This is a genomic window from Streptomyces sp. NBC_01276, from assembly GCF_041435355.1.
Classification (GTDB): Bacteria; Actinomycetota; Actinomycetes; order Streptomycetales; family Streptomycetaceae; genus Streptomyces.
In genome coordinates this window covers 7,778,361-7,800,648 of sequence record NZ_CP108442.1, presented here as the reverse complement: position 1 = coordinate 7,800,648, position 22,288 = coordinate 7,778,361, and the positions used below count along the sequence as shown (strand labels likewise).

Annotated in this window: 26 protein-coding genes; 17 read left to right on the top strand and 9 right to left on the bottom strand. The window is 74.7% G+C overall.

Going from position 1 to position 22,288, the window contains the following annotated elements; translation table 11 throughout:
* Positions 1 to 60: 60 nt before the first annotated feature.
* Positions 61 to 618: a pyridoxamine 5'-phosphate oxidase family protein gene (locus OG295_RS35035; protein WP_371680675.1), complete on the top strand. Its 558-nt coding sequence runs from the start codon at positions 61 to 63 to the stop codon at positions 616 to 618.
* A gap of 19 nt (positions 619 to 637) precedes the next feature.
* Here the strand turns inward: OG295_RS35035 and OG295_RS35030 are convergent, their stop codons facing one another.
* Positions 638 to 1,525 carry a LysR family transcriptional regulator gene (locus OG295_RS35030; RefSeq protein WP_371680674.1) on the bottom strand — a complete coding sequence of 296 codons (888 nt, stop codon included), beginning with the start codon at positions 1,523 to 1,525 and terminating at the stop codon, positions 638 to 640.
* Positions 1,526 to 1,649: 124 nt separating this feature from the next.
* Here OG295_RS35030 and OG295_RS35025 point away from each other — a divergent pair, with 124 nt between their 5' ends.
* A complete protein-coding gene (locus tag OG295_RS35025) occupies positions 1,650 to 2,135 on the top strand; it encodes a cupin domain-containing protein (RefSeq protein WP_371680673.1) in 486 nt (161 codons plus the stop codon).
* A gap of 63 nt (positions 2,136 to 2,198) precedes the next feature.
* On the opposite strand, the gene sigJ is transcribed toward OG295_RS35025, so the two are convergent.
* Together sigJ and OG295_RS35015 are read right to left on the bottom strand one after the other, a co-directional pair.
* Positions 2,199 to 3,149: an RNA polymerase sigma factor SigJ gene (gene sigJ, locus OG295_RS35020; RefSeq protein ID WP_371680672.1), complete on the bottom strand. Its 951-nt coding sequence runs from the start codon at positions 3,147 to 3,149 to the stop codon at positions 2,199 to 2,201.
* 167 nt (positions 3,150 to 3,316) lie between these two features.
* Positions 3,317 to 3,877 carry a histidine phosphatase family protein gene (locus OG295_RS35015; protein WP_371680671.1) on the bottom strand — a complete coding sequence of 187 codons (561 nt, stop codon included), beginning with the start codon at positions 3,875 to 3,877 and terminating at the stop codon, positions 3,317 to 3,319.
* A 106-nt stretch (positions 3,878 to 3,983) separates the two neighbouring features.
* Here OG295_RS35015 and OG295_RS35010 point away from each other — a divergent pair, with 106 nt between their 5' ends.
* The 8 genes from OG295_RS35010 (at position 3,984) to OG295_RS34975 (ending at position 9,643) form a co-directional block, all read left to right on the top strand.
* Positions 3,984 to 4,367: a hypothetical protein gene (locus OG295_RS35010; protein WP_371680670.1), complete on the top strand. Its 384-nt coding sequence runs from the start codon at positions 3,984 to 3,986 to the stop codon at positions 4,365 to 4,367.
* Between the two features lie 50 nt (positions 4,368 to 4,417).
* The gene (locus OG295_RS35005) at positions 4,418 to 4,804 is read left to right on the top strand and encodes a VOC family protein (RefSeq protein ID WP_371680669.1); all 387 of its coding nucleotides are present in this window, start codon (positions 4,418 to 4,420) and stop codon (positions 4,802 to 4,804) included.
* Between the two features lie 135 nt (positions 4,805 to 4,939).
* On the top strand, positions 4,940 to 5,614 hold the full coding sequence (locus OG295_RS35000; protein ID WP_371680668.1) for a YoaK family protein: 675 nt from the start codon (positions 4,940 to 4,942) through the stop codon (positions 5,612 to 5,614).
* Between the two features lie 39 nt (positions 5,615 to 5,653).
* Positions 5,654 to 6,208, top strand: a complete 555-nt coding sequence (locus OG295_RS34995) for a hypothetical protein (RefSeq protein ID WP_371680667.1) — start codon at positions 5,654 to 5,656, stop codon at positions 6,206 to 6,208.
* Positions 6,209 to 6,320: 112 nt separating this feature from the next.
* Positions 6,321 to 7,058: an ArsR/SmtB family transcription factor gene (locus tag OG295_RS34990; RefSeq protein ID WP_371680666.1), complete on the top strand. Its 738-nt coding sequence runs from the start codon at positions 6,321 to 6,323 to the stop codon at positions 7,056 to 7,058.
* A 71-nt stretch (positions 7,059 to 7,129) separates the two neighbouring features.
* Positions 7,130 to 8,113 carry a DMT family transporter gene (locus OG295_RS34985; RefSeq protein ID WP_371680665.1) on the top strand — a complete coding sequence of 328 codons (984 nt, stop codon included), beginning with the start codon at positions 7,130 to 7,132 and terminating at the stop codon, positions 8,111 to 8,113.
* Complete coding sequence (locus OG295_RS34980) at positions 8,110 to 9,042, top strand: 2-dehydropantoate 2-reductase (protein WP_371680664.1); 933 nt, start codon at positions 8,110 to 8,112, stop codon at positions 9,040 to 9,042. The genes OG295_RS34985 and OG295_RS34980 overlap by 4 nt, the downstream gene beginning before the upstream one ends.
* A gap of 94 nt (positions 9,043 to 9,136) precedes the next feature.
* On the top strand, positions 9,137 to 9,643 hold the full coding sequence (locus tag OG295_RS34975; RefSeq protein WP_371680663.1) for a hypothetical protein: 507 nt from the start codon (positions 9,137 to 9,139) through the stop codon (positions 9,641 to 9,643).
* Positions 9,644 to 9,738: 95 nt separating this feature from the next.
* Here OG295_RS34975 and OG295_RS34970 read toward each other — a convergent pair whose 3' ends face one another.
* Complete coding sequence (locus tag OG295_RS34970; protein WP_371680662.1) at positions 9,739 to 10,086, bottom strand: STAS domain-containing protein; 348 nt, start codon at positions 10,084 to 10,086, stop codon at positions 9,739 to 9,741.
* A gap of 365 nt (positions 10,087 to 10,451) precedes the next feature.
* Here OG295_RS34970 and OG295_RS34965 point away from each other — a divergent pair, with 365 nt between their 5' ends.
* Both OG295_RS34965 and OG295_RS34960 read left to right on the top strand, forming a co-directional pair.
* Positions 10,452 to 10,919, top strand: coding sequence for an ATP-binding protein (locus OG295_RS34965; RefSeq protein WP_371680661.1), 468 nt, complete (start codon positions 10,452 to 10,454; stop codon positions 10,917 to 10,919).
* Between the two features lie 184 nt (positions 10,920 to 11,103).
* A complete protein-coding gene (locus OG295_RS34960) occupies positions 11,104 to 11,340 on the top strand; it encodes a chaplin (protein WP_371680660.1) in 237 nt (78 codons plus the stop codon).
* 61 nt (positions 11,341 to 11,401) lie between these two features.
* Here the strand turns inward: OG295_RS34960 and OG295_RS34955 are convergent, their stop codons facing one another.
* From OG295_RS34955 to OG295_RS34945, 3 genes are read right to left on the bottom strand one after another with little or no spacing between them, the layout of a single operon-like run.
* A complete protein-coding gene (locus OG295_RS34955) occupies positions 11,402 to 11,755 on the bottom strand; it encodes a UBP-type zinc finger domain-containing protein (protein ID WP_371680659.1) in 354 nt (117 codons plus the stop codon).
* Entirely contained in the window at positions 11,752 to 13,209 is a 1,458-nt protein-coding gene (locus tag OG295_RS34950; protein WP_371680658.1) for an ATP-binding protein, read from the bottom strand. Before OG295_RS34950 ends, OG295_RS34955 begins: the two co-directional genes overlap by 4 nt.
* A complete protein-coding gene (locus OG295_RS34945; protein ID WP_371680657.1) occupies positions 13,206 to 14,882 on the bottom strand; it encodes an FAD-dependent oxidoreductase in 1,677 nt (558 codons plus the stop codon). The genes OG295_RS34950 and OG295_RS34945 overlap by 4 nt, the downstream gene beginning before the upstream one ends.
* Positions 14,883 to 15,185: 303 nt before the next feature.
* Here OG295_RS34945 and OG295_RS34940 point away from each other — a divergent pair, with 303 nt between their 5' ends.
* The 4 genes from OG295_RS34940 to OG295_RS34925 all read left to right on the top strand — a co-directional run bounded on the left by OG295_RS34940 (position 15,186) and on the right by OG295_RS34925 (position 18,635).
* On the top strand, positions 15,186 to 15,920 hold the full coding sequence (locus OG295_RS34940) for a DJ-1/PfpI family protein (protein WP_371681405.1): 735 nt from the start codon (positions 15,186 to 15,188) through the stop codon (positions 15,918 to 15,920).
* A 164-nt stretch (positions 15,921 to 16,084) separates the two neighbouring features.
* Positions 16,085 to 16,816 carry a GntR family transcriptional regulator gene (locus tag OG295_RS34935; protein ID WP_371680656.1) on the top strand — a complete coding sequence of 244 codons (732 nt, stop codon included), beginning with the start codon at positions 16,085 to 16,087 and terminating at the stop codon, positions 16,814 to 16,816.
* Positions 16,817 to 16,868: 52 nt separating this feature from the next.
* Positions 16,869 to 18,095 carry an amidohydrolase gene (locus OG295_RS34930; RefSeq protein ID WP_371681404.1) on the top strand — a complete coding sequence of 409 codons (1,227 nt, stop codon included), beginning with the start codon at positions 16,869 to 16,871 and terminating at the stop codon, positions 18,093 to 18,095.
* A gap of 111 nt (positions 18,096 to 18,206) precedes the next feature.
* Positions 18,207 to 18,635, top strand: coding sequence for a hypothetical protein (locus OG295_RS34925; protein WP_371680655.1), 429 nt, complete (start codon positions 18,207 to 18,209; stop codon positions 18,633 to 18,635).
* Between the two features lie 56 nt (positions 18,636 to 18,691).
* On the opposite strand, the gene OG295_RS34920 is transcribed toward OG295_RS34925, so the two are convergent.
* Together OG295_RS34920 and abc-f are read right to left on the bottom strand one after the other, a co-directional pair.
* Complete coding sequence (locus OG295_RS34920; RefSeq protein WP_371680653.1) at positions 18,692 to 19,597, bottom strand: virginiamycin B lyase; 906 nt, start codon at positions 19,595 to 19,597, stop codon at positions 18,692 to 18,694.
* Positions 19,598 to 19,656: 59 nt separating this feature from the next.
* The gene (gene abc-f, locus OG295_RS34915) at positions 19,657 to 21,324 is read right to left on the bottom strand and encodes a ribosomal protection-like ABC-F family protein (protein ID WP_371680652.1); all 1,668 of its coding nucleotides are present in this window, start codon (positions 21,322 to 21,324) and stop codon (positions 19,657 to 19,659) included.
* Between the two features lie 124 nt (positions 21,325 to 21,448).
* On the opposite strand from abc-f, the gene OG295_RS34910 reads away from it, so the two are divergent.
* Positions 21,449 to 22,141 (top strand): TetR/AcrR family transcriptional regulator, encoded by a 693-nt coding sequence (locus tag OG295_RS34910; RefSeq protein ID WP_371680651.1) that lies wholly within the window; start codon positions 21,449 to 21,451, stop codon positions 22,139 to 22,141.
* Positions 22,142 to 22,288: the final 147 nt, after the last annotated feature.

Sequence of the window (22,288 nt, the reverse complement as noted above, 5' to 3'; positions counted from 1 at the left end):
GCCCCCGACGGTTTCGGTACGGGCCGACGGTCGTTGGTGGCGTGAGGAAGGAGATCCGCCATGTCGACACGAGAATCCTCGAAGCAGCCCACGACCGAGCTCGACGCCCGCTACAGTTCCGCGCTCCACCCCCGTCCGGGGGCCGCGGACGTCACCGCCACCGAATGGTCCGAGGCCCGGCGGCACCTGGAGGCCGCCGAGATCTTCTGGGTGTCCACCGTACGGCCCGACGGGCGGCTGCACGTCACGCCCGTGATCGCCGCCTGGCACCGGGGCGTGCTGTACTTCTCCACCGGCCGGGACGAGCAGAAGGCGAAGAACCTCGCCCGTGACGGGCACTGCGCGCTGACCACCGGAGGGAACTCGCTCACCGCGGGGCTCGACCTCGTCGTCGAGGGCAAGGCCGAGCCGGTCTCCGAGCCCGCGGTGCTGGAGGAGGTGATCGCCGCGTACGAGGCGAAGTACGGTCCGCACATCACCTCGCCCGAGGGCACCTTCCACGGCATGGGGGACGCCTTCCGCAGGGGCGACGTGACGGTGTTCGCGGTGGCTCCGGACACGGCGTACGGGTTCGGCCGGGACGACGGGGTCTACAGCCACACGCGGTGGACCTTCTGAGCGACGGGCCCCCGCCCCGTCAGGCGCCGGGCGGGGCCGCCGCCGCCAGGAGCGCGCGCAGGGCGGCCCCCGGTGGGCCGGGCAGGACGGCGAGGGAGGTCGTGACGCCCGGGGCCGCCAGTGGGCGAATGGCCGTGCCGGCGACCTCGGGAAGGCTGCTCACCTGGTAGAAGACCGTCCAGGAGGGGGCCCGCTCGCCTTCCGCCCCGATCGCGGTGAGGGTGTCCTGGAGGTCGGTGAACGGCGGACCGGCCGGCGGGGCGGCGCCCGTGGCCGCCCGCAGCGCGGCCGTCACCAGGTCGTGGAAGGGCGCGTTGCGCTCGCGGGCCGCCAGCCGCAGCGGGAGGTCCGCCAGGTCCCGCAGCGCGGGCCGCGGCAGGGCGGCGGCCGGATGCCCGGCGGGGAGGGCCACGTACAAGGGGTCCTCCCAGAGCGGGAACAGTTCCAGACCGGGGGCCGCGGGCAGGGCGCGTACCAGGGCGGCATCCAGGGCTCCGGTACGGACGGCGGCGAGCCGCTCGGAGACCGTCAGGCTGCGGACCCGCACCCGGACTTCCGGGGCCAGTTCGGCCAGCCGGGCCAGGAGCCGGTAGACCCTCTGCCCCGGCCCGCGCACGGTGCCCAGGCGCAGGGTGCCGGTGCCCGCGGAGGCGAGGTCCGCCGCCACGCGCCGGGTCCGCTCGGCGGCGTCGAGCACCGCCCTCGCCTCCGGCAGCAGCCGTTCGCCGGCCACGGTGAGGGACACCCGCCGGGTGGACCGCTCGAAGAGGGTGAGGCCGAGTTCCCGTTCGAGGCGGCGCACCTGCTGGCTGACCGCGGACTGGACGATGTGGAGCCGTTCGGCCGCGCGGGCGAAACCGCCCTCCTCCGCCACCGCCACGAAGTACCGAAGTTGCCGCAGTTCCATCCCGCTCCCCCTCATGCGTCCATTCGTCACGATCGATGATCGCTGCAGTGCGCAAACGGCTCTGGTTCGCGGCCTCTTCCCCGGGTCGAATGGAGACGTCGAACCGGTACGGAGGAGAGGACCCATGGACATGACGGCGGACGGGAAACGGAGCGCGGGAACGGCCACGGCGGTGGCGGTGGTCGTCCGGGCGGAGGACGCCGAGTACGTGCCCCTGCCGCACGGCGGCGGGTTCACGCTGCTGACGGACGGCGCCCCGCTCGGCGCCAACCGGCTGGCCCTGGGGCCCGGCGCGGCCGGCGCCCGGCCGCACTTCCACGCCCGCTCGGCGGAACTGTTCCACGTACTCGCCGGAACGGTGGAGTTCCGGCTGGACGGCGCCGTCGAGACGGTCGGCGCTGGGGGCACGGTCCTGGTCCCGCCGGGCCTGCCGCACGCCTTCGGCGCCACGGCGGACGGACCGGCCGAGCTGCTGGCCGTCCTGGGCCCGGCGGTCGAGCGGTTCGACTACTTCCGGGCGCTCGGCCGCGTCCAGCACGGCCTCCAGTCCTTCGACGACCTGCTCCCCGAACAGGAGCGGTACGACGTGCACTTCGTCGACCGCGCCTGACGACTGCGGCCGGGGGCGCGGGCGATGTCCTCGATCCGGGCCGGCCCGCGCCTCAGAGCCCCGTCACGCGCTCCACGGCCGGAGCTTCTCGGGGTTGCGCACCACCCAGATGTGCGTGATCCGGCCGTCCGCGACGGCGAACGCGGCGACCGTCACCGTGGCACCGCCGTACTGGGCGACCAGACCGGGGCTTCCGTTGACCGAACGTTCCAGGAGGTCCAGGCCGGGTGCCGGTGCCCGGCCGGCCATCTCCACGATGTACCGGGCGATCCGCTCACCGCCCACGACCGGACGCAGCACCGCGCCGACCCGGCCGCCACCGTCGGCGGTCATCGTGGCCGTCGGGTCGAGCAGGGCGACGAGGGCGGCGATGTCCTTGGCCTCCCACGCCTGCTTGAAGTCCCTGATGACGCCCGCCCGCTCCGTCGCCCGGGACACGGGAGCCGGTGCGGCGCCGATGCGGCGGCGGGCCGACGCGGCCAGCTGACGGCACGCCGCCGGCGTACGGCCGACGATCGCGGCCACTTCGGCGAACGGGTAGCGGAAGACGTCGTGCAGGATGAACGCGACCCGTTCGGCCGGGGTCATCGATTCCAGTACGACCAGGAAGGCCATGTCGACCGACTCGTCCAGGGTGACCCGGTCGGCCGGGTCCGCCGGGTGTCCCCCGCCGTCACCGGGCCGCCCGGCCGCCCATTCCGCGCGGTCGGGCAGCGGCTCCGGTATCCACTCGCCCACGTAGCTCTCGCGCCGCGCCCGCGCCGATCCGAGCACGTCGAGGCAGATGCGGCCGGCCACCTTCGTCAGCCAGGCGCCGGGCGACTCGACGGCCTCCTGCCGCTCGCGGGACATGGCGTACCAGCGGGTGTAGGTCTCCTGCACGGCGTCCTCGGCCTCGGCCAGGGAGCCGAGGAGCCGGTAGGCGAGGTTGATCAGCTGCCGGCGCTCGCTCATGATCGCGCTCAGGGCCGGATCGGTGGGGCACTCGGGCTCGCGGTGGGATCGGATGGTCATGGTCTCGTCGGCTTCCTCGTTCGGTCTGCGGGCGTCTCACCGTCTTCGACGGAACACGGCCGCGAAATGTCAGGCCGGCGCGCCCCGTCCGTCGCGCTCGGACGATCATCACCCGTACGGGGCCGCCCCGGGGAGCCGGTACGCGGACCACGTGAGGAAGGGGCGGATCAGCGGCCCGGTGCCCAGAAGGCCGTCAGGGTCCCCGTGCCGGGGGTCAGGGCGTCCCAACCGCCCGCGAGGTCGACGACGGCGACCCCCGCCGTCGGGAAGCCCGCCCCCAGTGCCTCCGGCAGTCCGGGGCCGCCGGACCCGCACAGGGCCGAAGCCATCTCCTGCACGCCGGGATTGTGGCCGATCAGGGCCACGCACCCGAGCCCCGCCGCCCGTTGCGCCAGTACGGTGACCATCGCGTTCGGCGCCGCGGAGTACAGCCGCCCGTCGTGCACGGCGTCCGGGGGGTCGGCCAGCGCCGGGGCCATCAGCTGCCAGGTCTGCCGCGTGCGGCGCGCCGGGGAGACCAGGACCAGGGCGGGTGTGAATCCGGACTCCGCCAGCCACCGGCCCGTCCGCGCGGCGTCGGCCCTGCCGCTCTCGCTCAGGGCACGCTCGATGTCCTCGACCGACTCCTCCTTCGGCACGGCCTTGGCGTGCCGCACCAGCAGCAGCCGGCACCCGGAGGCCCCTGCGGAGGCCGAGGACGTCGTGTGTGGCGCGGGGCCCGAGGGCATGGCCGTCTCCTTCGCCGCGGGTACGGGTACACGGTCATGGTGCGGTGGCCCGGGAAGGTGCGCACTCCCACACGCGCTCGACGGGCCCGGGACTACGCTGCGCAGGATGGAACGCGCAGAGGTACTCAAGCGGGTGATCGGCATCCTCACCGAGGCCCAGGACATCCGCCGGGCCGTCGAAGGCGGGCAGGACGCCACCGGAGACGGCCACGGGGACGGTCCGGCGGCCACGGCCGGTGTGGCCACGACGCTGCTGAACGAAATGCTGCCGTCGATCAGCGTCCCCGCCGACGCCTCCCCGCAGCAGGTGGCGGCCCTGGTGGCCCAGGCGCTGGGCCCGGCCCTGCACACGATGGTCTCCGGGTTCAGCCTGGCGTTCACCAGCCTGGCGATCGCGCACGACAACGGCCGTACGGACCTCTCCTCGATCGAGGTGCTCCAGGAACTGGCCCTCGAAATCGAGGCGGGCACCTACGACGAGGGGCCGTAGGGACGTGCCAGGCTGTCGGGAGCACGGGTGAGCGAAGGGAAGTCCGGAGCATGGTGCACGTACTGGGCAGCCGCATTCTGCTGCGCCCCACCGATCCCGAGCGGTCGCGGACCTTCTACGGGGACACGCTCGGTCTCTCCGTCTACCGCGAGTTCGGCACGGGTCCGGAGCGGGGCACGGTCTACTTCCTCGGCGGCGGCTTCCTGGAGGTGTCGGGCCGCGCCGACGAACCGCCCGCGCCCGGGCTCCGCTTGTGGCTGCAGGTCGCGGACGTCCGGGCGGCGTACGAGGAGCTGAGCGGCCGGGGTGCGCAGGTGCTGCGGCCCCCGGTGCGCGAGCCGTGGGGGCTGATCGAGATGTGGATCGCCGACCCGGACGGCGTACGGATCGCCGTCGTGGAGGTGCCCGCGGACCACCCGCTGCGTTTTCGCCCCTGAGCGGCCGCGGGGCACGGCGTCGGGGCCGGGCCGCGGGGCCCGGCGGCGGCGCGCGCGCCGGTCGCGGCCCCCGCGCCCGGATGATCCACTGGTGGGCATGGACGCCGACGCGGGGCCTTCCCGGAGGGGTACGGGGTGAGCGCGCAGCGGCGTCGGCCGAGGGGGTGGCTCTTCCCCGAGGGGCACGCCCACGCGCACCTGGGGCCGCTGCTGTTGGTGCTGACGTTCGCCAGCGGTCTGGTCGACGCGGTGAGTTTCCTCGGGCTCGGCCGGGTGTTCGTGGCGAACATGACCGGCAACGTGGTCTTCCTCGGCTTCGCCTTGAGCGGTGCGGCCGGGCTGTCGGCCGCCGCGTCCGCGACGGCCCTGGCCGCGTTCCTGGGCGGAGCCGCGGCGGGCGGGTGGTGGCGGCGCGACGGGCCGCCGGCCCGGCTGTTCGCCCCTCTGGTGGCCGGGCAGGCGGCGCTGGTCGCGGTGGCGCTGGCGGCTCTGGGGTGGGACCTCGGCCGGTACCCGGTCCTCGTTCCGCTGGCGGCCGGGATGGGGCTGCAGAACGCGGTGGTGCACCGGATCGGGCTGCCCGATCTGACGACGACCGTGGTCACGCGGACGTTGACGGGTCTGGCCGCCGACCGTCGGCGGCCGGCCGCGCGCCGGCGTGCCCTGTCGGTGGCGGTGCTCGCCTGCGGGGCCCTCGCCGGCGGCCTGCTGCACTCCGGGCCCGGGCCGGCGTGGGTGCTGGTGCTCGTACTGGTGCTGCTGACGGCGGTCTCCACGGCGGCGGGCAGGGCGGGCGGGTCCGACGGCTGAACCCCGGAGGGGGCGGACCCGTTCGTCTACGCTGGCGCCATGGGTCACGAGGACGTCGGCGACGACGGACACGGCGCCGGGTCCGACCGGCCCGGCACCGCCGCCACCGCGACGGCCGAGGCGTCCGCCGCGCGGCTGAAGGAACGGCTGTACGCGACCATCACGATGATCTCCGTGGTGATCGGCCTGGCCGCGTCCGAGCACGTCGACGTCCTCGGCGCCACGGCCACCGTGCTCACCGCGGCCGTCGGGCTGTGGCTGGCGAGCCTCGTCGCCGACCAGCAGGCCCACCGGGTGGTCCACGGCCGCCTCGCCACCGGCGCGGAGCTGCGGCGCATGCTGTGGGTCGGCAGCCCGCTGCTGCTGTCCGCGGTCGGCCCGCTGATCCTCATCTGCTCGGCCGCCCTGGGCGTGATGGAGCTGACGACGGCCCTGTACGCCGCTGCCGGGGTGAACGTCGCCAGCCTCTTCGGCTGGGGATGGTACGGCGGGGTCCGCATGGGCAGCGGTCCGACGGTCGCCCTGCTGGCCGGTGCCCTCGACGCGGCGATCGGCCTGTCCGTGGCCCTGGTCAAGGCCGCCGCCGGGCACTGAACCCGGCCGACCGGAGCGGGGCGGCCGGTCCGGGAGCCCCGAGTCGATCCGCCGGAAGCACCCGGTCACCGATCATTCGGCAATTGCCGAAGCGATGGGGCATTCTGGAGGGATGAACGCATTGCCTTTCGGGACACCCTCGGACGACGCACCGGCCCCCGCCGCCCGCCTGGCGGCCTTCGCCGCCGCCCTGGCCGACGAGACGCGGGCCGCCATCTGCATGACCCTGCTGGAGGGGCGCGCCTGGACCGCGGGCGAGCTGGCCCGGATCACCGCCGTGGCCCCGTCCACCGTCAGCGGCCACCTGGTCCGGCTGCTCGACGCGGGCATCTGCGTCACCGAGCGGCAGGGCCGGCACCGTTACGTGCGCATCGCCGACGCGGCGACCGCCCGCCTCGTCGACGCGCTCGCCTCGTACGCGATCCCGGGCCGGGACGCGGCGCACGCCGTCCCCGTGGTCGCCGCGCCCGACCCGCTGGCGCGCGCCCGGACGTGCTACGACCACTTCGCCGGGCGGCTCGGCATGGCGGTGACCGACGCGATGGAGCGGCGCGGACTGCTGCGCACGGACGGCGTGTTCGAGCTGACGGACGACGGGCGGGCCTGGTGCGCCGCGGCCGGCGTCGACCTCACCGGCGAGGGGCGCAGGCCGCAGGTCAGTTCCTGCCTGGACTGGACCGAGCGGCGACGCCACCTGGGCGGCCTGGCCGGGGCCCGGCTGCGCGCGCGGGCACTGGAGGGGCAGTGGGTGGTGCCCGCGGAGGGCGGCGGGCGGGCGCTGGAGGTGACGCCGGCCGGGGAGCGGGCCTTCACCGGGCTCCTGGGGATCACGCCCGACGCGTGGAGCTGAATCCCCATCCGGAAGCAACGTCCATCAACATTTCGGTCGACACCGAAATGTTCAGCCTCTAGGGTGGGCGCATGACGTTCCGCTCCCGTCCCCTCCTTCCGGCCGGCCTCCTCACGGTCGGCGCCGTCTCCTTCACCGTGTTCGCCTGGGCCTCGGCCTTCGTCTCCATCCGCAGCGCGGGCGCCGCCTACTCCCCCGGCGCCCTGGCCCTCGGCCGGCTGCTGGCCGCCTCGCTGACACTGGCCGTCCTGCTCCTCGTACGCCGTCAGGGCCTGCCTCCCCGCGCGGCCCTGCCCGGCATCCTGCTGTCCGGCGTCGTGTGGTTCTGCGGCTACACGGTCGCCCTGAACTGGGGGGAGCGGCTGGTCGACGCGGGGACGGCGTCCCTGCTCGTGAACACCGGCCCCATCCTCATGGCGCTGCTCGCGGCCCGGTTCCTCGGCGAGGCGCTGCCCCCGCGGCTGCTGGCCGGCATGGCGGTGTCCTTCGCCGGCGCGGTGGTCGTGGGCCTTTCCATGTCGTCCGGCGACGCCGGCTCGACCCCGGTGCTCGGAGTCGTGCTCTGCCTGCTCGCGGCGGTCGCCTACGCGACCGGCGTCATCGCCCAGAAGCCCGCGCTCTCGCACGGCACACCCCTGCAGATCACCGCGTTCAGCTGCCTGACCGGGACCGCGGCCTGCCTGCCCTTCGGCGGCCGGCTGCTCACGGAACTGCCCGGGGCACCCGTGTCCGCGACGCTGAACATGGTCTACCTGGGTGTGGTGCCGACCGCGCTCGCCTTCACCGCGTGGACCTACGCCCTGGCGCGGATGCCCGCCGGAAAGCTGGGTGCGACGACCTATGCCGTCCCGGCGGTGGTCGTCCTGCTGAGCTGGGCCCTGCTGGGCGAGGTGCCGGCCTGGCTCACCCTCGCCGGCGGGGCGCTCTGCCTGACCGGCGTGGCGGTCTCCCGGTACGTGCCCCGCTCCCCGCGCAAGGGACCGGACCACGGTCCCGGTGCCGGTCCGGTTCCCCTCCCCTCCCACGTTCCCTCTCACGAAAGGCAGTCCTCATGAGGATCCTCACGGTCGGCGCGGGCGCCGTCGGCGGCTTCTTCGGCGCCCGGCTCGCCACGGCGGGCCAGGACGTCTCCTTCCTGGTCCGGCCCGCGCGCGCGAAGGCCCTGGAGGCCCGGGGCCTGCGCGTCGAGGGCCAGGGGGAGGAGCTCCGCCTCGCGCCGCGGCTGGTGACGGCCGACGCCCCGGGCGGGCCCTACGACCTGGTCCTGCTGTCCGTGAAGGCGACCGCCCTGCACGCCGCACTGGCCGACATCGCGCCCGCGGTCGGCCCGGACACCGCCGTCGTCCCCCTGCTCAACGGGATCGCCCACCTCGACGCGCTCGTCGCGGCCCTGGGGGACGCGGCGGTCCTCGGCGGGGTCGCGAAGGTGGTCACCACGCTGAACGCGGAGGGCGACATCCTGCGCATGGCGCCGCCCGCGGTCATCCTGACCGGCGAGCGGGACGCCCGGCCCTCCGGACGCGTCGACGGGATCCGCAGGGTCCTGGCCGAGGCGGGAATCGACTCACCGGCGACCGAGGACATCGTCGCGGCCATGTGGCACAAGTGGGTGTTCATCTCCACCCTGGTCGCCCTGACCTGCCTGATGCGCGGCACGGTCGGCGAGATCAACGCCGTTCCCGGCGGCGCCGCGCTCGGGCCCGCCCTGCTGGCCGAGGCCGCGGCGGTGTCGCGCGCGGCCGGTCACCCCGTGCCCGAGGCCGAACTCGCCTTCACCCGGGCGACCGTCACGGCCCCCGGCTCCCCGCTCACCCCCTCCCTCTACCGTGACCTCGTCGCCGGGGCCCCCACGGAGGCGGACCACGTCCTGACCGACCTCACCGTCCGCGCCCGCGCGCTGGGCGTGTCCACTCCCCTGCTGGACCTCGCCGCCCTCCACCTGCGCGTCCACGAACACCGCCGCGCGGCGGGCCGCCCCCGGTGACGACGGGGCCGTCACCTCACCCGGATGCGCGGACCACTGGGCATCCGGGCCGCCGGGCCGTTGACTGGGAGGCCCGGAACCCCTTGGAGGCGTGGTGGCGGCGGACCTGTGGAGGCGCGGTGCGGCAGGCGCGCTGCTGACGGTGCTGGCGTGGGGCGCGGCGGGCTGTTCGGACAGCGGCGGCAGCCCGTCCGGCGCCGTGTCGAGCGCCGCCGCCGCGGTGAGGTCGGCGGGAGAGGCGGTCTCGTCGGCCGCCGCGGAGGCCGGTAAGGCCGCCGCGTCCGCCGCCGCCGTGGCGAAGGAGAAGCTGGCCGAGGTCAAGGGCGGGGTCAATGCCAAGGAGCAGGTGACCCTGGGCCCGGTCGCGACCGACGGCGACGGGTACACGACGGTCCCCGTGACGGTGCGCAACACCGACGACGGCGAGAAGTCCTTCGCGGTACAGGTCGAGTTCGAGGACGAGGGCGGCAACCTCCTGGACACGGTGGTGGTGACGGTGACGGACGTCCCGGGGAAGGGCACCGGGCAGGGCACGGCCCGCAGCACGCACAAGCTGTCCGGCACGGTGACGGCGCTGACGGGCACGGCGCTGCGCTACTGAGGCACCCCGCGCGGGACGCTCCGCAGGGACCGCGCGGCACACGACCGCGGCGGCCGGGCCGGTGACCGCTCCGGAACCGCAACGGTGGGGCGCGGTCAGGGCCCGCCGACGGCGTCCTCGACGTCCGGGTGGAGGGACAGCACCGTGTCGGCGCCCGTGAGGGCGAAGAGGCGGCGCAACCGCTCACCGGGGGCGGCGACGCGCAGGGTCGTCAGCTGGTGCACCTGCAGCAGCAGGTTCAGGAACGACGAGTCGCCGAAGGTGACGCCCGCGGCGTCGAGCACCACCAGCGGGTACCGGGCGGCGGCGGAGACGAGCGCCTCCCGGAGAGGGGGCAGCGTGTCCTGGTCGAGTTCCCCGCGCGCGGTCACCACCCATCCGGCTCCGGCCGCGCGGCCTGCCGCCACCACGCCGCCGTGGTCCGTGTCCTGTGCCCCGGCCATGTACGCCTCCCGGATCGTCACCTGTAAGGCCCCCGGAGGCGAGTATGCCTGTTCATCGGCCCGACGAGGGCACCGAGGCCCGCGCCGTCCGGCTCCGGCGGCCCGACAGCTCCTCCCCGTGGGGCTGTTGGTGGAGGTGTGCGACAACGGCCGTACGGAACGTGGAAGTCCGGGCGGTCGGCGATGCCGCGGGGCCGGGCGAGGACCAGCCCTCGGACGGCGGCCTCACACTGGGGATGCGCACGGCCACCCGCTGACACGGGTGGTCCCCTACACTGTCACCGGAATTCCCGGGTGTTCCCGGGCGCGGGGGGTACACGAGACGTCCGGAGACCGACGTCGACGGGTGGGGGTGGGAGGGCACGATGGAGACCATCGGCACGGCAACCGGCGATCCACTGCCCGCCGGACCTCCCCCCGTCGTGCGGCAGCGCCGCCGGCTCGCCCTGTCCGGCGTCCGGGGCCACGTGGCCAAGGGCCGCGACTTCACCCGCGAGGCGCTGCGGGACTGGGGCTGGGACGGCACCGAGACCTCCGAGGACGCCCTGCTCGTCGTCTCCGAGCTGCTGGCCAATGCGTCTCTGCACGCCGGGGGCTGCACCGAACTCGCCCTCACGGGCGGCGAGTTCCTGCGGGTCGAGGTCTTCGACGGCTCGACGACCCCGCCCCTGCGCCAGCCCGCCCCGCGGCCGGGCCTCCCGGGCGGCCACGGCCTGTACATCGTGGAGCGCGTCTGCGATCGCTGGGGCACCAGCACCCATGAGGACGGCAAGGCCGTGTGGGCCGAGATCGAGGCGTCGAGGCTGATGTCGGGCAGGCCCACCGGCCGCTGACGGGGGCGGCGGCCGGGGGCGTCGACCGGGGGCTCGGCCGCTCCCGGCCCGGCCCCGGGCGCCCGGCACGCGGGCGCGTCACCCGGATCTCCGCAACACGCCCGGGTCGGGTGAATGCCCGACGGGAGGCCTCCGCACGCGGTGTGATCCTGCTTCGACGTTCCGTCATCGACATTGGAGTGACATGCGCATCCGCACCGCCATCGCCGCAGCCGCCCTCGCCGCGGCCGGCATCCTCGGCGCCACCGGCACCGCCATCGCAGACGCCAACGCCGAAGGCTTCGCCGTCGGCTCGCCCGGCATCCTCTCCGGCAACGTGATCCAGGTGCCCATCCACGTGCCGATCAACCTCTGCGGCAACAGCATCAACATCATCGGCGCCCTCAACCCCGCCGCCGGCAACACCTGCATCAACATCTGATCGCGGTGTGGCCGTCGGGGCGCGGACCTGTCCGCGCCCCGACGGCCCCGGTGGCGGGCGTTCAGCGGTGCAGCAACAGTGTCCAGTCCTCGGGGACGCGGTCGGCCGGGCCCGGTACCGGCTGGTCGGCCGGATGCGCGAGCGGGGGCGTGAGGTCCGGGCCGGACGTGTACAGCTCGGCGCCGTCGTAGTCCCAGAACCAGTCCTCACCCGGTTCGAAACTCCGCACCAGGGGATGGCCGCTGGCCTTCCAGTGGGCGGTGGCGTGCTGGGCGGGTGAGGAATCGCAGCAGCCGATGTGGCCGCACTGGGCGCAGCGCCGCAGGTGGAACCACCAGCCGCCCGCCGTGTCGCACTCGGCGCAGCCGGTGCCGGTGGGCGGGACGCTCGGGTCGATTCCGTCGATGCCGGTCATACGGGCTCCTCGGTGGTCTCGGGTTCCGGGGTGGTCAGCGGCAGCAGTACCTGGAAGCGGGTGTCGCCCGGCGCGGACTCGACCTGGAGGCTGCCGTGGTGCTTGTTGACGATGATCCGCCAGGAGATGTCCAGGCCGAGACCGGTGCCCTCGCCGACCGGTTTGGTGGTGAAGAAGGGGTCGAAGATGCGGCCCCGGACATCGGCCGGGATGCCGGGGCCGGTGTCGCGGAACTCGACCAGCAGCCGGTCGCCCTCCCGTGCCGTGCGGACGGTCAGTGTGCCGTCGCCGCCGGTGCTCCCGATCGCGAAGACGGCGTTGTCGACGAGGTTGGTCCACACCTGGTTGAGTTCCGCCGGGTAGGCGGGCACGTCGGGCAGGGAGCGGTCGTAGTCCTTGACCACCCGGATGCGGTTGCCGATCTTGCCCGACAGCATCAGCAGGGTGCTGTCGAGGAGCTCGTGGACATCGACGGACCGGTGCGGGGCCCGGTCGAGCTGCGCGTACTGTTTGGCCGCGTCGACGAGGTGGGAGATGCGGGTGGTGGAGTCGTCGATCTCGTCCATCAGCAGCTCGGTCTCGACGGTGTAGTTGAGCCATCCGATGGCACCCGGCAGGATGTCCTCGGCCACGGTGGCCGCGACCTGTTCCAGCCAGTCCGTGTCGAGTCCGGCCTGGACGAAGGTCGGTGCGACCCGCCAGCCCTCCGGGATGCCGTGGTCTTCGAGCCAGTCGGTGAGTTCGTCCTCGCGGTCGGACGCCTCCAGGGGGCTCAGTACCGGCGCCTTGGCCACACGTTCGGCGGTGCGTTCCTGGATGTCGATGAGCTCGGCCAGCGCCTCGCGGGAGTAGGGGCCCCGGGCGATGACGGCGAGCTTGTGCCGCATCTTGCCGACCCGTTCCCGCAGGGTCGCGGTGGCCCGGACGGCCGCCGCGGCCGGGTTGTTGAGCTCGTGCGTCAGTCCGGCGGACAACGAGCCGAGGGCCAGGAGCCGTTCGCGCTGGCCGATGGCCCGCTGGGTGTTCTTCGAGCCGAAGAAGAGCCCTTCCAGCAGGTGCGCGGCCATCGGGAACCATTCCCGCATGACGTCGGCGAACGACTGCGCGGGCAGGACGAAGAACCGGGTCGGCTCGGTCACGCGCATGGAGTTGGTGTAGAGCTGCGGGACCCGGTCGCCCAGGTAGGCCTGCATGGCGCCGGAGTACACCCCGCGCTGGGAGGTGCGGCTCACCTCCACGTCATCGCCGCCGACGCGGCGGTACAGGACGACGGTGCCCTCGATCATCACGTAGAAGCAGGTGGCGGGCTCGCCCTCGGTGTAGACCGGGCCGGGGTCGAAGCATTCGACCCGTCCCTCGGTGCACAGCCTCCCGAGCTGCTCGGGGGTGAGCTTCTCGAACAGGAACAGCGAGGCGATCTCCTGCGGGGCGCAGGGCACGGCCCGGCCGCTCACGACTGCTCCAGGTACCGGTGGACGAGCATCACGGCCATGGCTCCTTCTCCGACGGCGGACGCGACGCGCTTCGCGGACTGGGCGCGGGCGTCGCCCGCCACGAACACGCCGGGAATGTTGGTCTCCAGGTGGTAGGGCGGCCGGTCCAGTTCCCACTCGGCGGGCGGCCGTCCGTCGGGGGTGAGGTCCGGCCCGGCCAGGATGAAGCCGTGTTCGTCGCGCAGCACCGTGCCGTCGAGCCAGTCGGTGAGCGGGGCGGCGCCGATGAACACGAACATCCACTGGGCGTCGACGAGTTCGGTCGTGCCGGTGTCCACGTCGCGCAGCGTCAGCTGCTCCAGGTGCCCGTCGCCGTGGGCCTCGTCGACCACGGTCCGGGTCCGTACCGTGATGTTCGCGGCCTCCTCGATCTGCTGGATCAGGTAGTGGGACATGGAGGCCCTCAGGGACTCGCCGCGCACCAGCAGGGTCACCGATTTCGCGCCCCGTGCCAGGTACATCGCGGCCTGTCCGGCGGAGTTGGCGCCGCCCACGATGTAGACGTCCTGTCCCTGGCAGGAGGCGGCCTCGGTGAGGGAGGAGCCGTAGTACACCCCGCAGCCGGTCAGGGTGTCGCAGCCCCGTGCGTGGAGCTGGCGGTACGACACGCCGGTCGCCAGGATGACGCTGTGCGCGGCGACCGCCGTGCCGTCGGAGAAGCGGACGACGCGCGAGGAGCCATTGACCTCTAGCCCGGTGACCTCGCGGGCGGTGAGGATCTCGGCGCCGAACCGGCCGGCCTGGCGGCGGGCGCGGTCGGTGAGCTGCGCGCCCGACACGCCGTCCGGGAAGCCGAGGTAGTTCTCGATGCGGGAGCTCTGCCCGGCCTGACCTCCGGTCGCCGACCGTTCGACGAGTACGGTGCGCAGCCCTTCGGACGCGCCGTACACGGCCGAGCCCAGGCCGGCCGGACCGCCGCCGATGACGACGAGGTCGTAGAACTCGGCGGCCGGGGTCGTCGCGAGTCCCACGTGGGCCGCCAGCTCGGTCGCCTCCGGCTCGACGAGCACGGCCCCTTCCGGGGTGATCACCAGCGGTAGCCGCTCCCCGTCGGCCCCGGCGGCCTCCAGCAGGCGCCGCCCCTCGGGTTCGTCGGAGGAGTACCAGCGGTAGGGCACCTGGTTGCGGGCCAGGAACTCCCGCACCTCGGAGGAGCGCGCCGACCAGCGGTGGCCGACCACCTTGGTGGCGGGCACGGGCCGGTAGTCGCTGGTGCGCCAGGCGGTGAGGAGGTCGTCGACGACCGGGTAGAGCTTCTCCTCCGGCGGGTCCCAGGGTTTGAGCAGGTAGTGGTCGAGGTCGACGACGTTGATGGCGTCGATCGCCGCGTTGGTGTCGGCGTAGGCGGTCAGCAGGACGCGCCGCGCGCCCGGGTACACGGAGAGGGCCTGTTCGAGGAACTCGATGCCGTTCATCTGCGGCATGCGGTAGTCGGCCAGGATGACGGCGACCAGGTCACCCCGCAGCTTCAGCTCGCGCAGCGCCTCCAGCGCCGACTCCCCGGACTCGGCGCGTACGACGCGGTACGTGGCGCCGTAGCGTCGGCGCAGGTCGCGTGCGACGGCGCGGGAGACTCCCGGGTCGTCGTCCACGGTCAGGATGACGGTCCGCGCTGTGTCGGCGACCTCTGCCATACGTCTCCCACCCGCCCGAGCGTCCCGGTCCGGCGGCACGGCGAGCCGCCCGCGCCGGTTGCGCCCATCGTATGTTCGATCGTCCCGGTTCGCCGTGGTACGCCACGGACCGTGTACGGGTGGGTACGTCCCGCGTCGCCCTCGGTTCGCGGCGGGTGGCGTCCCCGGTACGGGGGCACGGTGTGCGGCGCGCCACAGGGCTCCTCGGGAACCGGTGCGCCCGCGCCCCCGACCCCTTCGACGGGGCCGTGGTCCGTCGGCCTCCGACCCGTCCGAACCACACCGAGGAGTGCCGAAATGAGCCTGAACCGCAGAGACTTGCTCCGCGCGTCGACCGCGCTGGGTGCCACCGGAGCGGTCGCGGGGGGCGCCGGGCTCGCGGGCGGCCCGGCCGCCTCCGCGGCCGGGCGCGGCGCCGGCGACGCCGGGAAGCCCCTCAGGGTGCACGTCGTCATGTTCGACGGGGTGGAGGAGCTCGACTTCGCCGCCCCGTACGAGGTCTTCTCGGCCGCCCGCTTCTTCACGGACCGGCCGGTCGAGGTCCGGTACGTCGGCGCGTCCCGCCCCGGTTCCGTCCGGGCCTCGTACGGGACGCGCGTCTTCGTCGAGCACGGCTGGGACCCGCGGCAGGCCGACGTCGTGGTGGTGCCGGGCGGCGGCTACGCCCGTCGCGAGGATCCGGGGGTGTGGGCCGAGATCCGGCGCGGCGTCCTGACGCGTGCGCTGCGCGAGGCGCCGCGTCCGGGGCTCACGATCGGCGCCCTGTGCACGGGCGTCATGCTGCTGTCCGCCGCCGGGCTGACCCGGGGCCGGCCCTGCACGACCCACCACCGGGCGCGTCCTGACCTGGAGCGGGAGGGCGGCGTCCTGAAGGACGCGCGGGTCGTGGACGACGGCGATCTGGTGACGGCCGGGGGCATCACCTCGGGGCTCGAACTCGCCCTGTGGCTCGTCCGCCGCGAGCTGGGCGCCGACGCGGCGACGGGGGTCGAGGCCATGCTGGAGTACGAGGCCCGCGGCACGGTGTGGTCCCGGTAGGCGCGACGAGGCCACGGGCCGGGCCCCGGCTCCGGGGCCCGGCCCGTGGCCGGGCGGGCCTGCCCTGCCCGGGAACGACGGCGGCCCGAAGACCGACGGCGGGCTCGGCGGCGGATGCGGGCCGTATCCTCGCCCGGGGCACGACGAGCGGAGGACGGGTGGGCATGGCGGCCGGCGGAGCGGCATCGGGGCGGGAGCCCGCGGGGCAGGGGCGTGCCCCGGCGGCGCGCACGTCGCTGAGCGCGCAGGCGCGCGAGGCGGTGCGGGAGCGGATCGTCGACCGCCGCTATCCGATGGGCTCGCGCCTGGTGGAGCGGGAGGTCGCCGAGGAGCTGCGGATGTCACGGGTCCCGGTGCGCGAGGCGCTGCGCGCCCTGGTCGCCGAGGGACTGCTGGAACTGCTGCCGCACAGCGGGGTGCGCGTGCGCCGGCTGGAGCGCGCCGACGTGCGGTGCCTGTACGAGGTGTGGGAGCCGCTCGCCGTGCAGGCGTCGCGGCTCGCCGCCCGCGCGGTGGCCTCAGCCCTCCCCGGGGAGCCGGCGGGGCTCACCGCCCTGCGGGCCTCGCTGGAGGGGGCCGAGCGGGCGGCCGCGGTGGACGAGGGGGCGCGGGAGGTGGCCGAGCACGCCGCCTTCCACGAGCGGATCGTGGCGCTGAGCGGCAATCCGCTGCTGGCGCGGACGATGGAGCAGCTCGACTGGCAGCTCCGTCTGCTCTTCGGGTTGCGTGCGGAGCCGGAACACATGCGGGCGCAGCACGCGGACGTCTTCCGGCACATCGCGGCGGGTGACGAGGAGGCGGCTGCCGCGAGCACGCTGCTGCACGTGCGGGACAGTCGCTCGGTGGCGTTGCGGTCGCTCTTCGGGGACACCGGTTTGTATACCAAGACGGACTGAGGCCCATCAGCGCCGGGTCTCGGCCCGGGAATTCTTGCAAGCCGTTCGCTCACTGGTATACAAAAGGGCGCACCAGGCATCCCCTGCCCCCAAGGAGCCCCCCGTGTCCGTGGTCTTCCGCGACGTACGTCCCCTCGGGGTGGGTCGGCCCGTGGACCTCACGGTCGTGGACGGCCGCGTCTCCGGCGCCCCCGCGCCCGAGGGTGCCGAGGTGGTGGACTGCGCGGGCCGCATGGCGCTGCCCTCGCTCGTGGACGCGCACATCCACCCGGACAAGACGAGCTGGGGCGGCGACTGGGTGTCGCGGCGGCCCGCCTCCGGGATCGCCGGCTACTGCGACCAGGACGTGGAGCTCCACCGGGCGCAGCCCCGTCCGGTCGGCGAGCGGGCGTACGGGCTGATGGCGCACGCGGTGACGCGCGGCAGCCGGGCCATGCGCGCGCACGCCGATGTGGCGCCCGCGTACGGCCTGGCCGGTGTCGAGGGCGTCGCCGAGGCCCGTGAGCGCCTCGCCGGTGCGCTCGACGTGCAGATCGTGGCGTTCCCCCAGCACGGCGTCGTCCGCTCCCCGGGCACGGCCGCGCTGCTGGAGGACGCGGCGCGCAGCGGCCTCGTCGACCTGATCGGCGGCATCGACCCGATCGGTTTCGACCACGCCCTCGACGAGCAGCTGGACCTGGTCTTCGGGCTCGCGGACCGCTACGGCGTCGGCGTGGACCTGCACCTCCACGACCGGGACGAGAAGGGCACGCGCGTCCTGCGGGCCGTCGTCGAGCGCACCCGGGCGCTGTCGCTGCGGGGGAAGGTGACGGTCAGCCACGTCTTCTGCCTGGCGTTCCTGTCCGGACCCGACCTCGACGCGACGGCCGCCGACCTGGCCGACCTGGACATCGCCCTGACGACGGTCGCCCCGAGCGAGTCCCTGGTCCTGCCCGTCGCCCGGCTGCGGGAGCACGGCGTCCGCGTCGGCCTCGGCTCGGACGGTGTCCGCGACTCCTGGAGTCCGTTCGGGAACGCCGACATGCTGCACCGCGCACACCTCCTGGGCTGGACCACGGACGCCCGTCTCGACGAGGAGCTGACGTCCTGCTTCGCCGTCGCCGCCCACGGGGGCGCCGACGTGATGGGACTGGCGCGCGCGGACTTCGCCCCGGGCGCCCCGGCCGACTTCGTGCTCGTCGAGGGCGAGTGCGTTCCCCAGGCCGTGGTGGACGTGCCGCGGCGCGACGTTGTCGTGCGCGGCGGCCGGATCGTGGCCCGGGACGGCGCCCTGGTGTAGGCGCGGCCGGCGGCCCCCGCCGCACCCGGGCGGTCCGGTACGGATAATGGCACCGCCCGGGGTTGCGGGCGGCGTGCACCGATCCGAGGGATTCCGAGGGATGAAGTATCGATGACGTTCCAAGAGGGCCTGCGGGTCGAGCTGGCGGCGGACACCAGGCTGAGCGACAACGTCGCGATCACGGACGCCCCGGCGGAGGGCCCGGAGGACGGCCCGCAGGACGATCCGCAGGAAGCGACGGGCGGCGCCGTGGGGTCCCTGTGGCTGGCGGCGGGCACGCGGGGGACCGTGGAACGGGTCGTCCGGCACGACCGGCCGGGCCGGGGCGCCCGCGAGTACGAGCGGCTCGCGTCGCTGCTCGATTCCTTCGGCCGGGACATGCCCACGCAGAGCAGGAAGCAGCTCGAAGAGCAGATCGCGGCCCTGGAGCCCGAGTGGACCGCCTACCGCCGGCAGCGGCTGCGCGTGACGCTCCGCGTCCGCTTCGACAACGGGTTCATCCTGGACGGCGTGCCCGAGGGCTTCTTCACGGCCGCCTGACCGGTTCGGCGCGGCCGCTCCGGTGCCGGCCGTCCGGCTCCGCCGGTGTGCGGGGATCACGCCCCGCCGCGGACGAGGCGCAGGATCTCCCCCGTCTCCAGGGCCGTGTAGAGCGCGCCGTCCGGGCCGAACGCCAGGCCGTGGGGTTCGCAGGCGGGGTCTGGGAGGGCGTGTTCCTCCAGGTGGCCGTCTGGGGTGAGGGAGCCGATCCGGCCGGTCGCCCACAGGGTGAACCACACCGAGCCGTCGGGGGCGGTGGTGATCGCGTGCGGGCGGCAGGCCGGGTCCGGGAGCGGGAACTCGGTCACCTCCCCCGCCGTCGTGATCCGCCCGATGCGGCCCGCCCCGATCTCCGTGAACCACAGGGTTCCGTCCGCTCCCGCCGCGATCCCCACGGGTGCCGCCCCGGGCGTGGGCAGCGGATGGAGGGTCACCTCGCCGGCGGGTGTGATCCGGCCGACGGCGTGGGCCTGGTTGAGGGTGAACCAGAGGGCGCCGTCGCCGCCTGCCGTGATCATGGAGGGGAAGGCTCCTTCGAGGCCTGGCAGCGGGAACTCCACGACGGCTCCCACGGTGTCGATGCGGCCGATCCGGTCGGTGTGCAGCTGGGTGAACCAGAGGGCTCCGTCGGGTCCGGCCGCGATGCCGTACGGGCCCGCGCCCGGTGTGGGCAGCGCGTACGAGCGGGCGTGTCCGTCCACGTCGATCCGGCCGATCCGGTCGTCGCGCATGCGGGTGAACCAGAGCGCTCCGTCGGGGCCCGCGGTGATGAGGGAGGGGCCGCAGGAGTCCGAGTCGAGCGGGAACTCGTCGAGCCGGCCGTCGGGCGTGAGCCGGGCGATCCGGCCGGCGTGCACCAACGTGCACCACAGCGCGCCGTCGGCGCCGGTGGTCAGGGCGTACGGGCCCGAGCCCGGGTGGGAGACGGGGAAGGAACGGTCGGGCGTGAGGGTGCGGGGCATACGGGTCCTCTCGGAGTGGCGGATCGAGGTCGGGCGGCGCGGGCGGTGCTCGATCGAGGTCAGGCGGCGTGGGCGGTGCTCGTCGGGTGTGCCGCGCAGCGGCCGACGGCGGGGGCTGCTGCCGCGAGGTCGAGTCGCGCGCCCTGCCAGCGGGCGCGCAGCATCCGGTCGTGGCTGACGACGGCCACCGCGCCGGGGAAGCCCGCGAGGGCCGACTCCAGCTCCTCCACCAGGGCGAGGGAGAGGTGGTTGGTCGGCTCGTCGAGGAGGAGGACGTCGTACGGTTCGGTCACCAGGCGCGCCAGCGCGAGCCGCTGCCGCTGCCCCGCCGACAGGCTGCCGACGGGGACGCCGAGCCGGTCGCGGTGGAACAGCCCGAGCGCCAGCAGCCGTTCCGCGTGTTCCTCCGGGTTTCCGGCGCGCCCGTACCCGTAGGCGGCGAGGACGGTCCGCCCGTCCGGTACGGGGTCAGGCAGTTGGCGGAGCAGTCCGATCCGGCCCCGGCGTTCGACACGGCCCAGCGCGGGCTCGGACGTGCCGGCGAGCAGGTTCAGCAGGGTGCTCTTGCCGACGCCGTTCGGTCCGCCGATCAGGAGGCGGTCGCCGGGGCCGAGGGCCAGGCTGGTGGGCGCCAGACGCCCCGGGACCCCGGCGGAGTGCGCGGCGAGGAGCGTTCCGCGCGCTTCGCCCCCCTGCGGCACGGCGGTGAAGCGGAGGGGTTCCGCGGGCCGGGGCGCCGGCTGCGCCAGCAGCCGGCCGAGGCGTTCCTCGGCCTGGCGCACGCGGCTCGCGAGGGACTGCTGCACCCGGCCCGCGGCCCGGTCGTAGGCCATCTTGTTGCCGTCCTTGCGGGCCCGTCCGGGCGCCACCCGCCGCGCGGTCCCGGCGGCGGCTTCGCGCAGCCGGGCGACCTCGGTGGTCCAGGCCTCGTGGGCCCGCTCAGCGCGCTCGCGGGTGGCGGCCCGTTCGGCGCGGTAGCCGGTGTAGCCGTTGCCGTGGCGTACGACCGTGCGGGTGTCGGTGTCGACCTCCAGGAGGGAGGTGGTGACGCGGTCGAGGAAGACGCGGTCGTGGGAGACGGCCACCGTGGTGCCGCGGCGCGTGCGCAGGTGCTCCTCCAGCCAGGTCAGGGCGGCGTCGTCCAGGTGGTTGGTCGGTTCGTCGAGCAGCAGCACCTCGGGCTCGGCGGCCAGCAGCGCGGCGAGGCGCAGCCGGACCCGGGCCCCGCCGGACAGCGCGCCGACCGGGCTGTCGCGGCGCAGCCGCAGCAGGCCGAGGCCGTGCAGGGCGCGTTCGACGCGTGCGTCGGCTTCGTATCCGCCGCGGAGTTCGTAGGCGGTCAGCAGGTCGGCGTAGGTGTCCAGGACGGAGGTGTCGCCGTCTTCCATCCGGCGCTCCAGCCGGCGCAACTCGGCTTCCATGAGGCGCAGTTCGTCGAGAGTCCGGTCGATGACCCGCTGGACGGTGAGGTGTGCGGGCAACTCCTCCTCTTGGGCGAGGTGGCCGACGCGGCCGCGGGAGCGGATGAAGACCCTTCCGCTGTCGGGCTGTTCGGCGCCCGCGAGGATGCGGAGCAGGGTGGACTTGCCGGAGCCGTTCTCGCCGACGATGCCGAGGCGGTCCCCTGCCGTGACGGAGCAGGTGACGGAGTCGAGGACGAGGCGGCCGTCGTAGGCCTTGGTGACGTCAAGCGCGGTGAGCCGTGCGGAGGTGTCGGTCGCGGTCATGGAGGGTCTCCGGGAGGTGGGAGGGGCGGGCGGGGGCGGAACGGGGGCGGCGGCCGGCGGGCCGGATGCGACGGATGACCATCGGAACTCCTTAAAGCGACGGATGTTGCGTTAAAATCGTGACATGACATCCCCCGAGAACGCAAGCGATCTTCCCGAGTCCGGCCCCGAGGGCGTCCGACGCCGGACGGGCGGCCGCAGCGCCCGCGTCCGGGCGCAGGTCGTCGAGGCGGTCGGGGCGCTCCTCGTGGAGTCCGGGTACGACGCCCTGACGGTGGACGCCGTCGCCGAGCGGGCCGGGGTCCACCGCACCACCGTGTACCGGCGGTGGCGCGACGTCGGAGGGCTGCTGGCCGACGTCCTCGACGCGGCCGCCGACGACGGCTGGCGCCCGGCCGACACCGGGTCCCTGGAGGACGACCTCACCGCCCTCAACCAGGAGGTCTACGACGCCCTGCGGCCGGCCGGGACCGACCCGACCGACGGCTCCGGCTCCGGCTCCGGCTCCGGCTCCGGCTCCGGCTCCGGCGGGAACCTCACCACCGCGCTGATCGCCGCTTCCTTCCGCTCGGCGCAGGCCGCGGGCGCGCTGACCCGCTTCTGGGAGGGCCGCTACGCCCGCTCGGCGCCGGTCGCCGACCGGGCGGTGGACCGGGGCGAGCTCCGACCCGGCCTGGACACCCGCGCGTTGCTGGTCACGGCCACGGCGCCGCTGTACCAGGAACTGCTGCTCCTGCGCAGCGCCCCCGACCCGCGACTCCCGCGCCGCGCCGCCCGCGCCGCGTGCGCGGCGGCCCGCGCGGGCGTCTTCCACTGACCCGCCCGCCCCCTGGCTGACCGTCCGCCGAACGGAGTCGGGCAGGATCGGCCGGCTGAGCCCGCGCCGGGGCGCACGTACGGGGCACCGTGGACGTTCCCCCGTGCGCCCCCCTGTGCCCCTTCGCCGTGGCCCGCGGCGCGCGTA

Bases quoted from the DNA above. Each gene is read 5' to 3' on its own strand.
- OG295_RS34980 (WP_371680664.1), top strand. From the start codon at position 8,110: ATGAGGATCCTCACGGTCGGCGCGGGCGCCGTCGGCGGCTTCTTCGGC.
- OG295_RS35025 (WP_371680673.1), top strand. From the start codon at position 1,650: ATGGACATGACGGCGGACGGGAAACGGAGCGCGGGAACGGCCACGGCG.
- OG295_RS35035 (WP_371680675.1), top strand. From the start codon at position 61: ATGTCGACACGAGAATCCTCGAAGCAGCCCACGACCGAGCTCGACGCC.
- OG295_RS35015 (WP_371680671.1), bottom strand. From the start codon at position 3,877: ATGCCCTCGGGCCCCGCGCCACACACGACGTCCTCGGCCTCCGCAGGG.
- OG295_RS34925 (WP_371680655.1), top strand. From the start codon at position 18,207: ATGACGTTCCAAGAGGGCCTGCGGGTCGAGCTGGCGGCGGACACCAGG.
- OG295_RS34965 (WP_371680661.1), top strand. From the start codon at position 10,452: ATGGAGACCATCGGCACGGCAACCGGCGATCCACTGCCCGCCGGACCT.
- OG295_RS35010 (WP_371680670.1), top strand. From the start codon at position 3,984: ATGGAACGCGCAGAGGTACTCAAGCGGGTGATCGGCATCCTCACCGAG.
- OG295_RS34920 (WP_371680653.1), bottom strand. From the start codon at position 19,597: ATGCCCCGCACCCTCACGCCCGACCGTTCCTTCCCCGTCTCCCACCCG.
- OG295_RS34955 (WP_371680659.1), bottom strand. From the start codon at position 11,755: ATGACCGGCATCGACGGAATCGACCCGAGCGTCCCGCCCACCGGCACC.
- OG295_RS34970 (WP_371680662.1), bottom strand. From the start codon at position 10,086: ATGGCCGGGGCACAGGACACGGACCACGGCGGCGTGGTGGCGGCAGGC.
- OG295_RS34960 (WP_371680660.1), top strand. From the start codon at position 11,104: ATGCGCATCCGCACCGCCATCGCCGCAGCCGCCCTCGCCGCGGCCGGC.
- OG295_RS35030 (WP_371680674.1), bottom strand. From the start codon at position 1,525: ATGGAACTGCGGCAACTTCGGTACTTCGTGGCGGTGGCGGAGGAGGGC.
- OG295_RS34935 (WP_371680656.1), top strand. From the start codon at position 16,085: ATGGCGGCCGGCGGAGCGGCATCGGGGCGGGAGCCCGCGGGGCAGGGG.
- OG295_RS34910 (WP_371680651.1), top strand. From the start codon at position 21,449: ATGACATCCCCCGAGAACGCAAGCGATCTTCCCGAGTCCGGCCCCGAG.
- abc-f (WP_371680652.1), bottom strand. From the start codon at position 21,324: ATGACCGCGACCGACACCTCCGCACGGCTCACCGCGCTTGACGTCACC.
- OG295_RS34985 (WP_371680665.1), top strand. From the start codon at position 7,130: ATGACGTTCCGCTCCCGTCCCCTCCTTCCGGCCGGCCTCCTCACGGTC.
- OG295_RS34945 (WP_371680657.1), bottom strand. From the start codon at position 14,882: ATGGCAGAGGTCGCCGACACAGCGCGGACCGTCATCCTGACCGTGGAC.
- OG295_RS35005 (WP_371680669.1), top strand. From the start codon at position 4,418: ATGGTGCACGTACTGGGCAGCCGCATTCTGCTGCGCCCCACCGATCCC.
- sigJ (WP_371680672.1), bottom strand. From the start codon at position 3,149: ATGACCATCCGATCCCACCGCGAGCCCGAGTGCCCCACCGATCCGGCC.
- OG295_RS34990 (WP_371680666.1), top strand. From the start codon at position 6,321: ATGAACGCATTGCCTTTCGGGACACCCTCGGACGACGCACCGGCCCCC.
- OG295_RS34995 (WP_371680667.1), top strand. From the start codon at position 5,654: ATGGGTCACGAGGACGTCGGCGACGACGGACACGGCGCCGGGTCCGAC.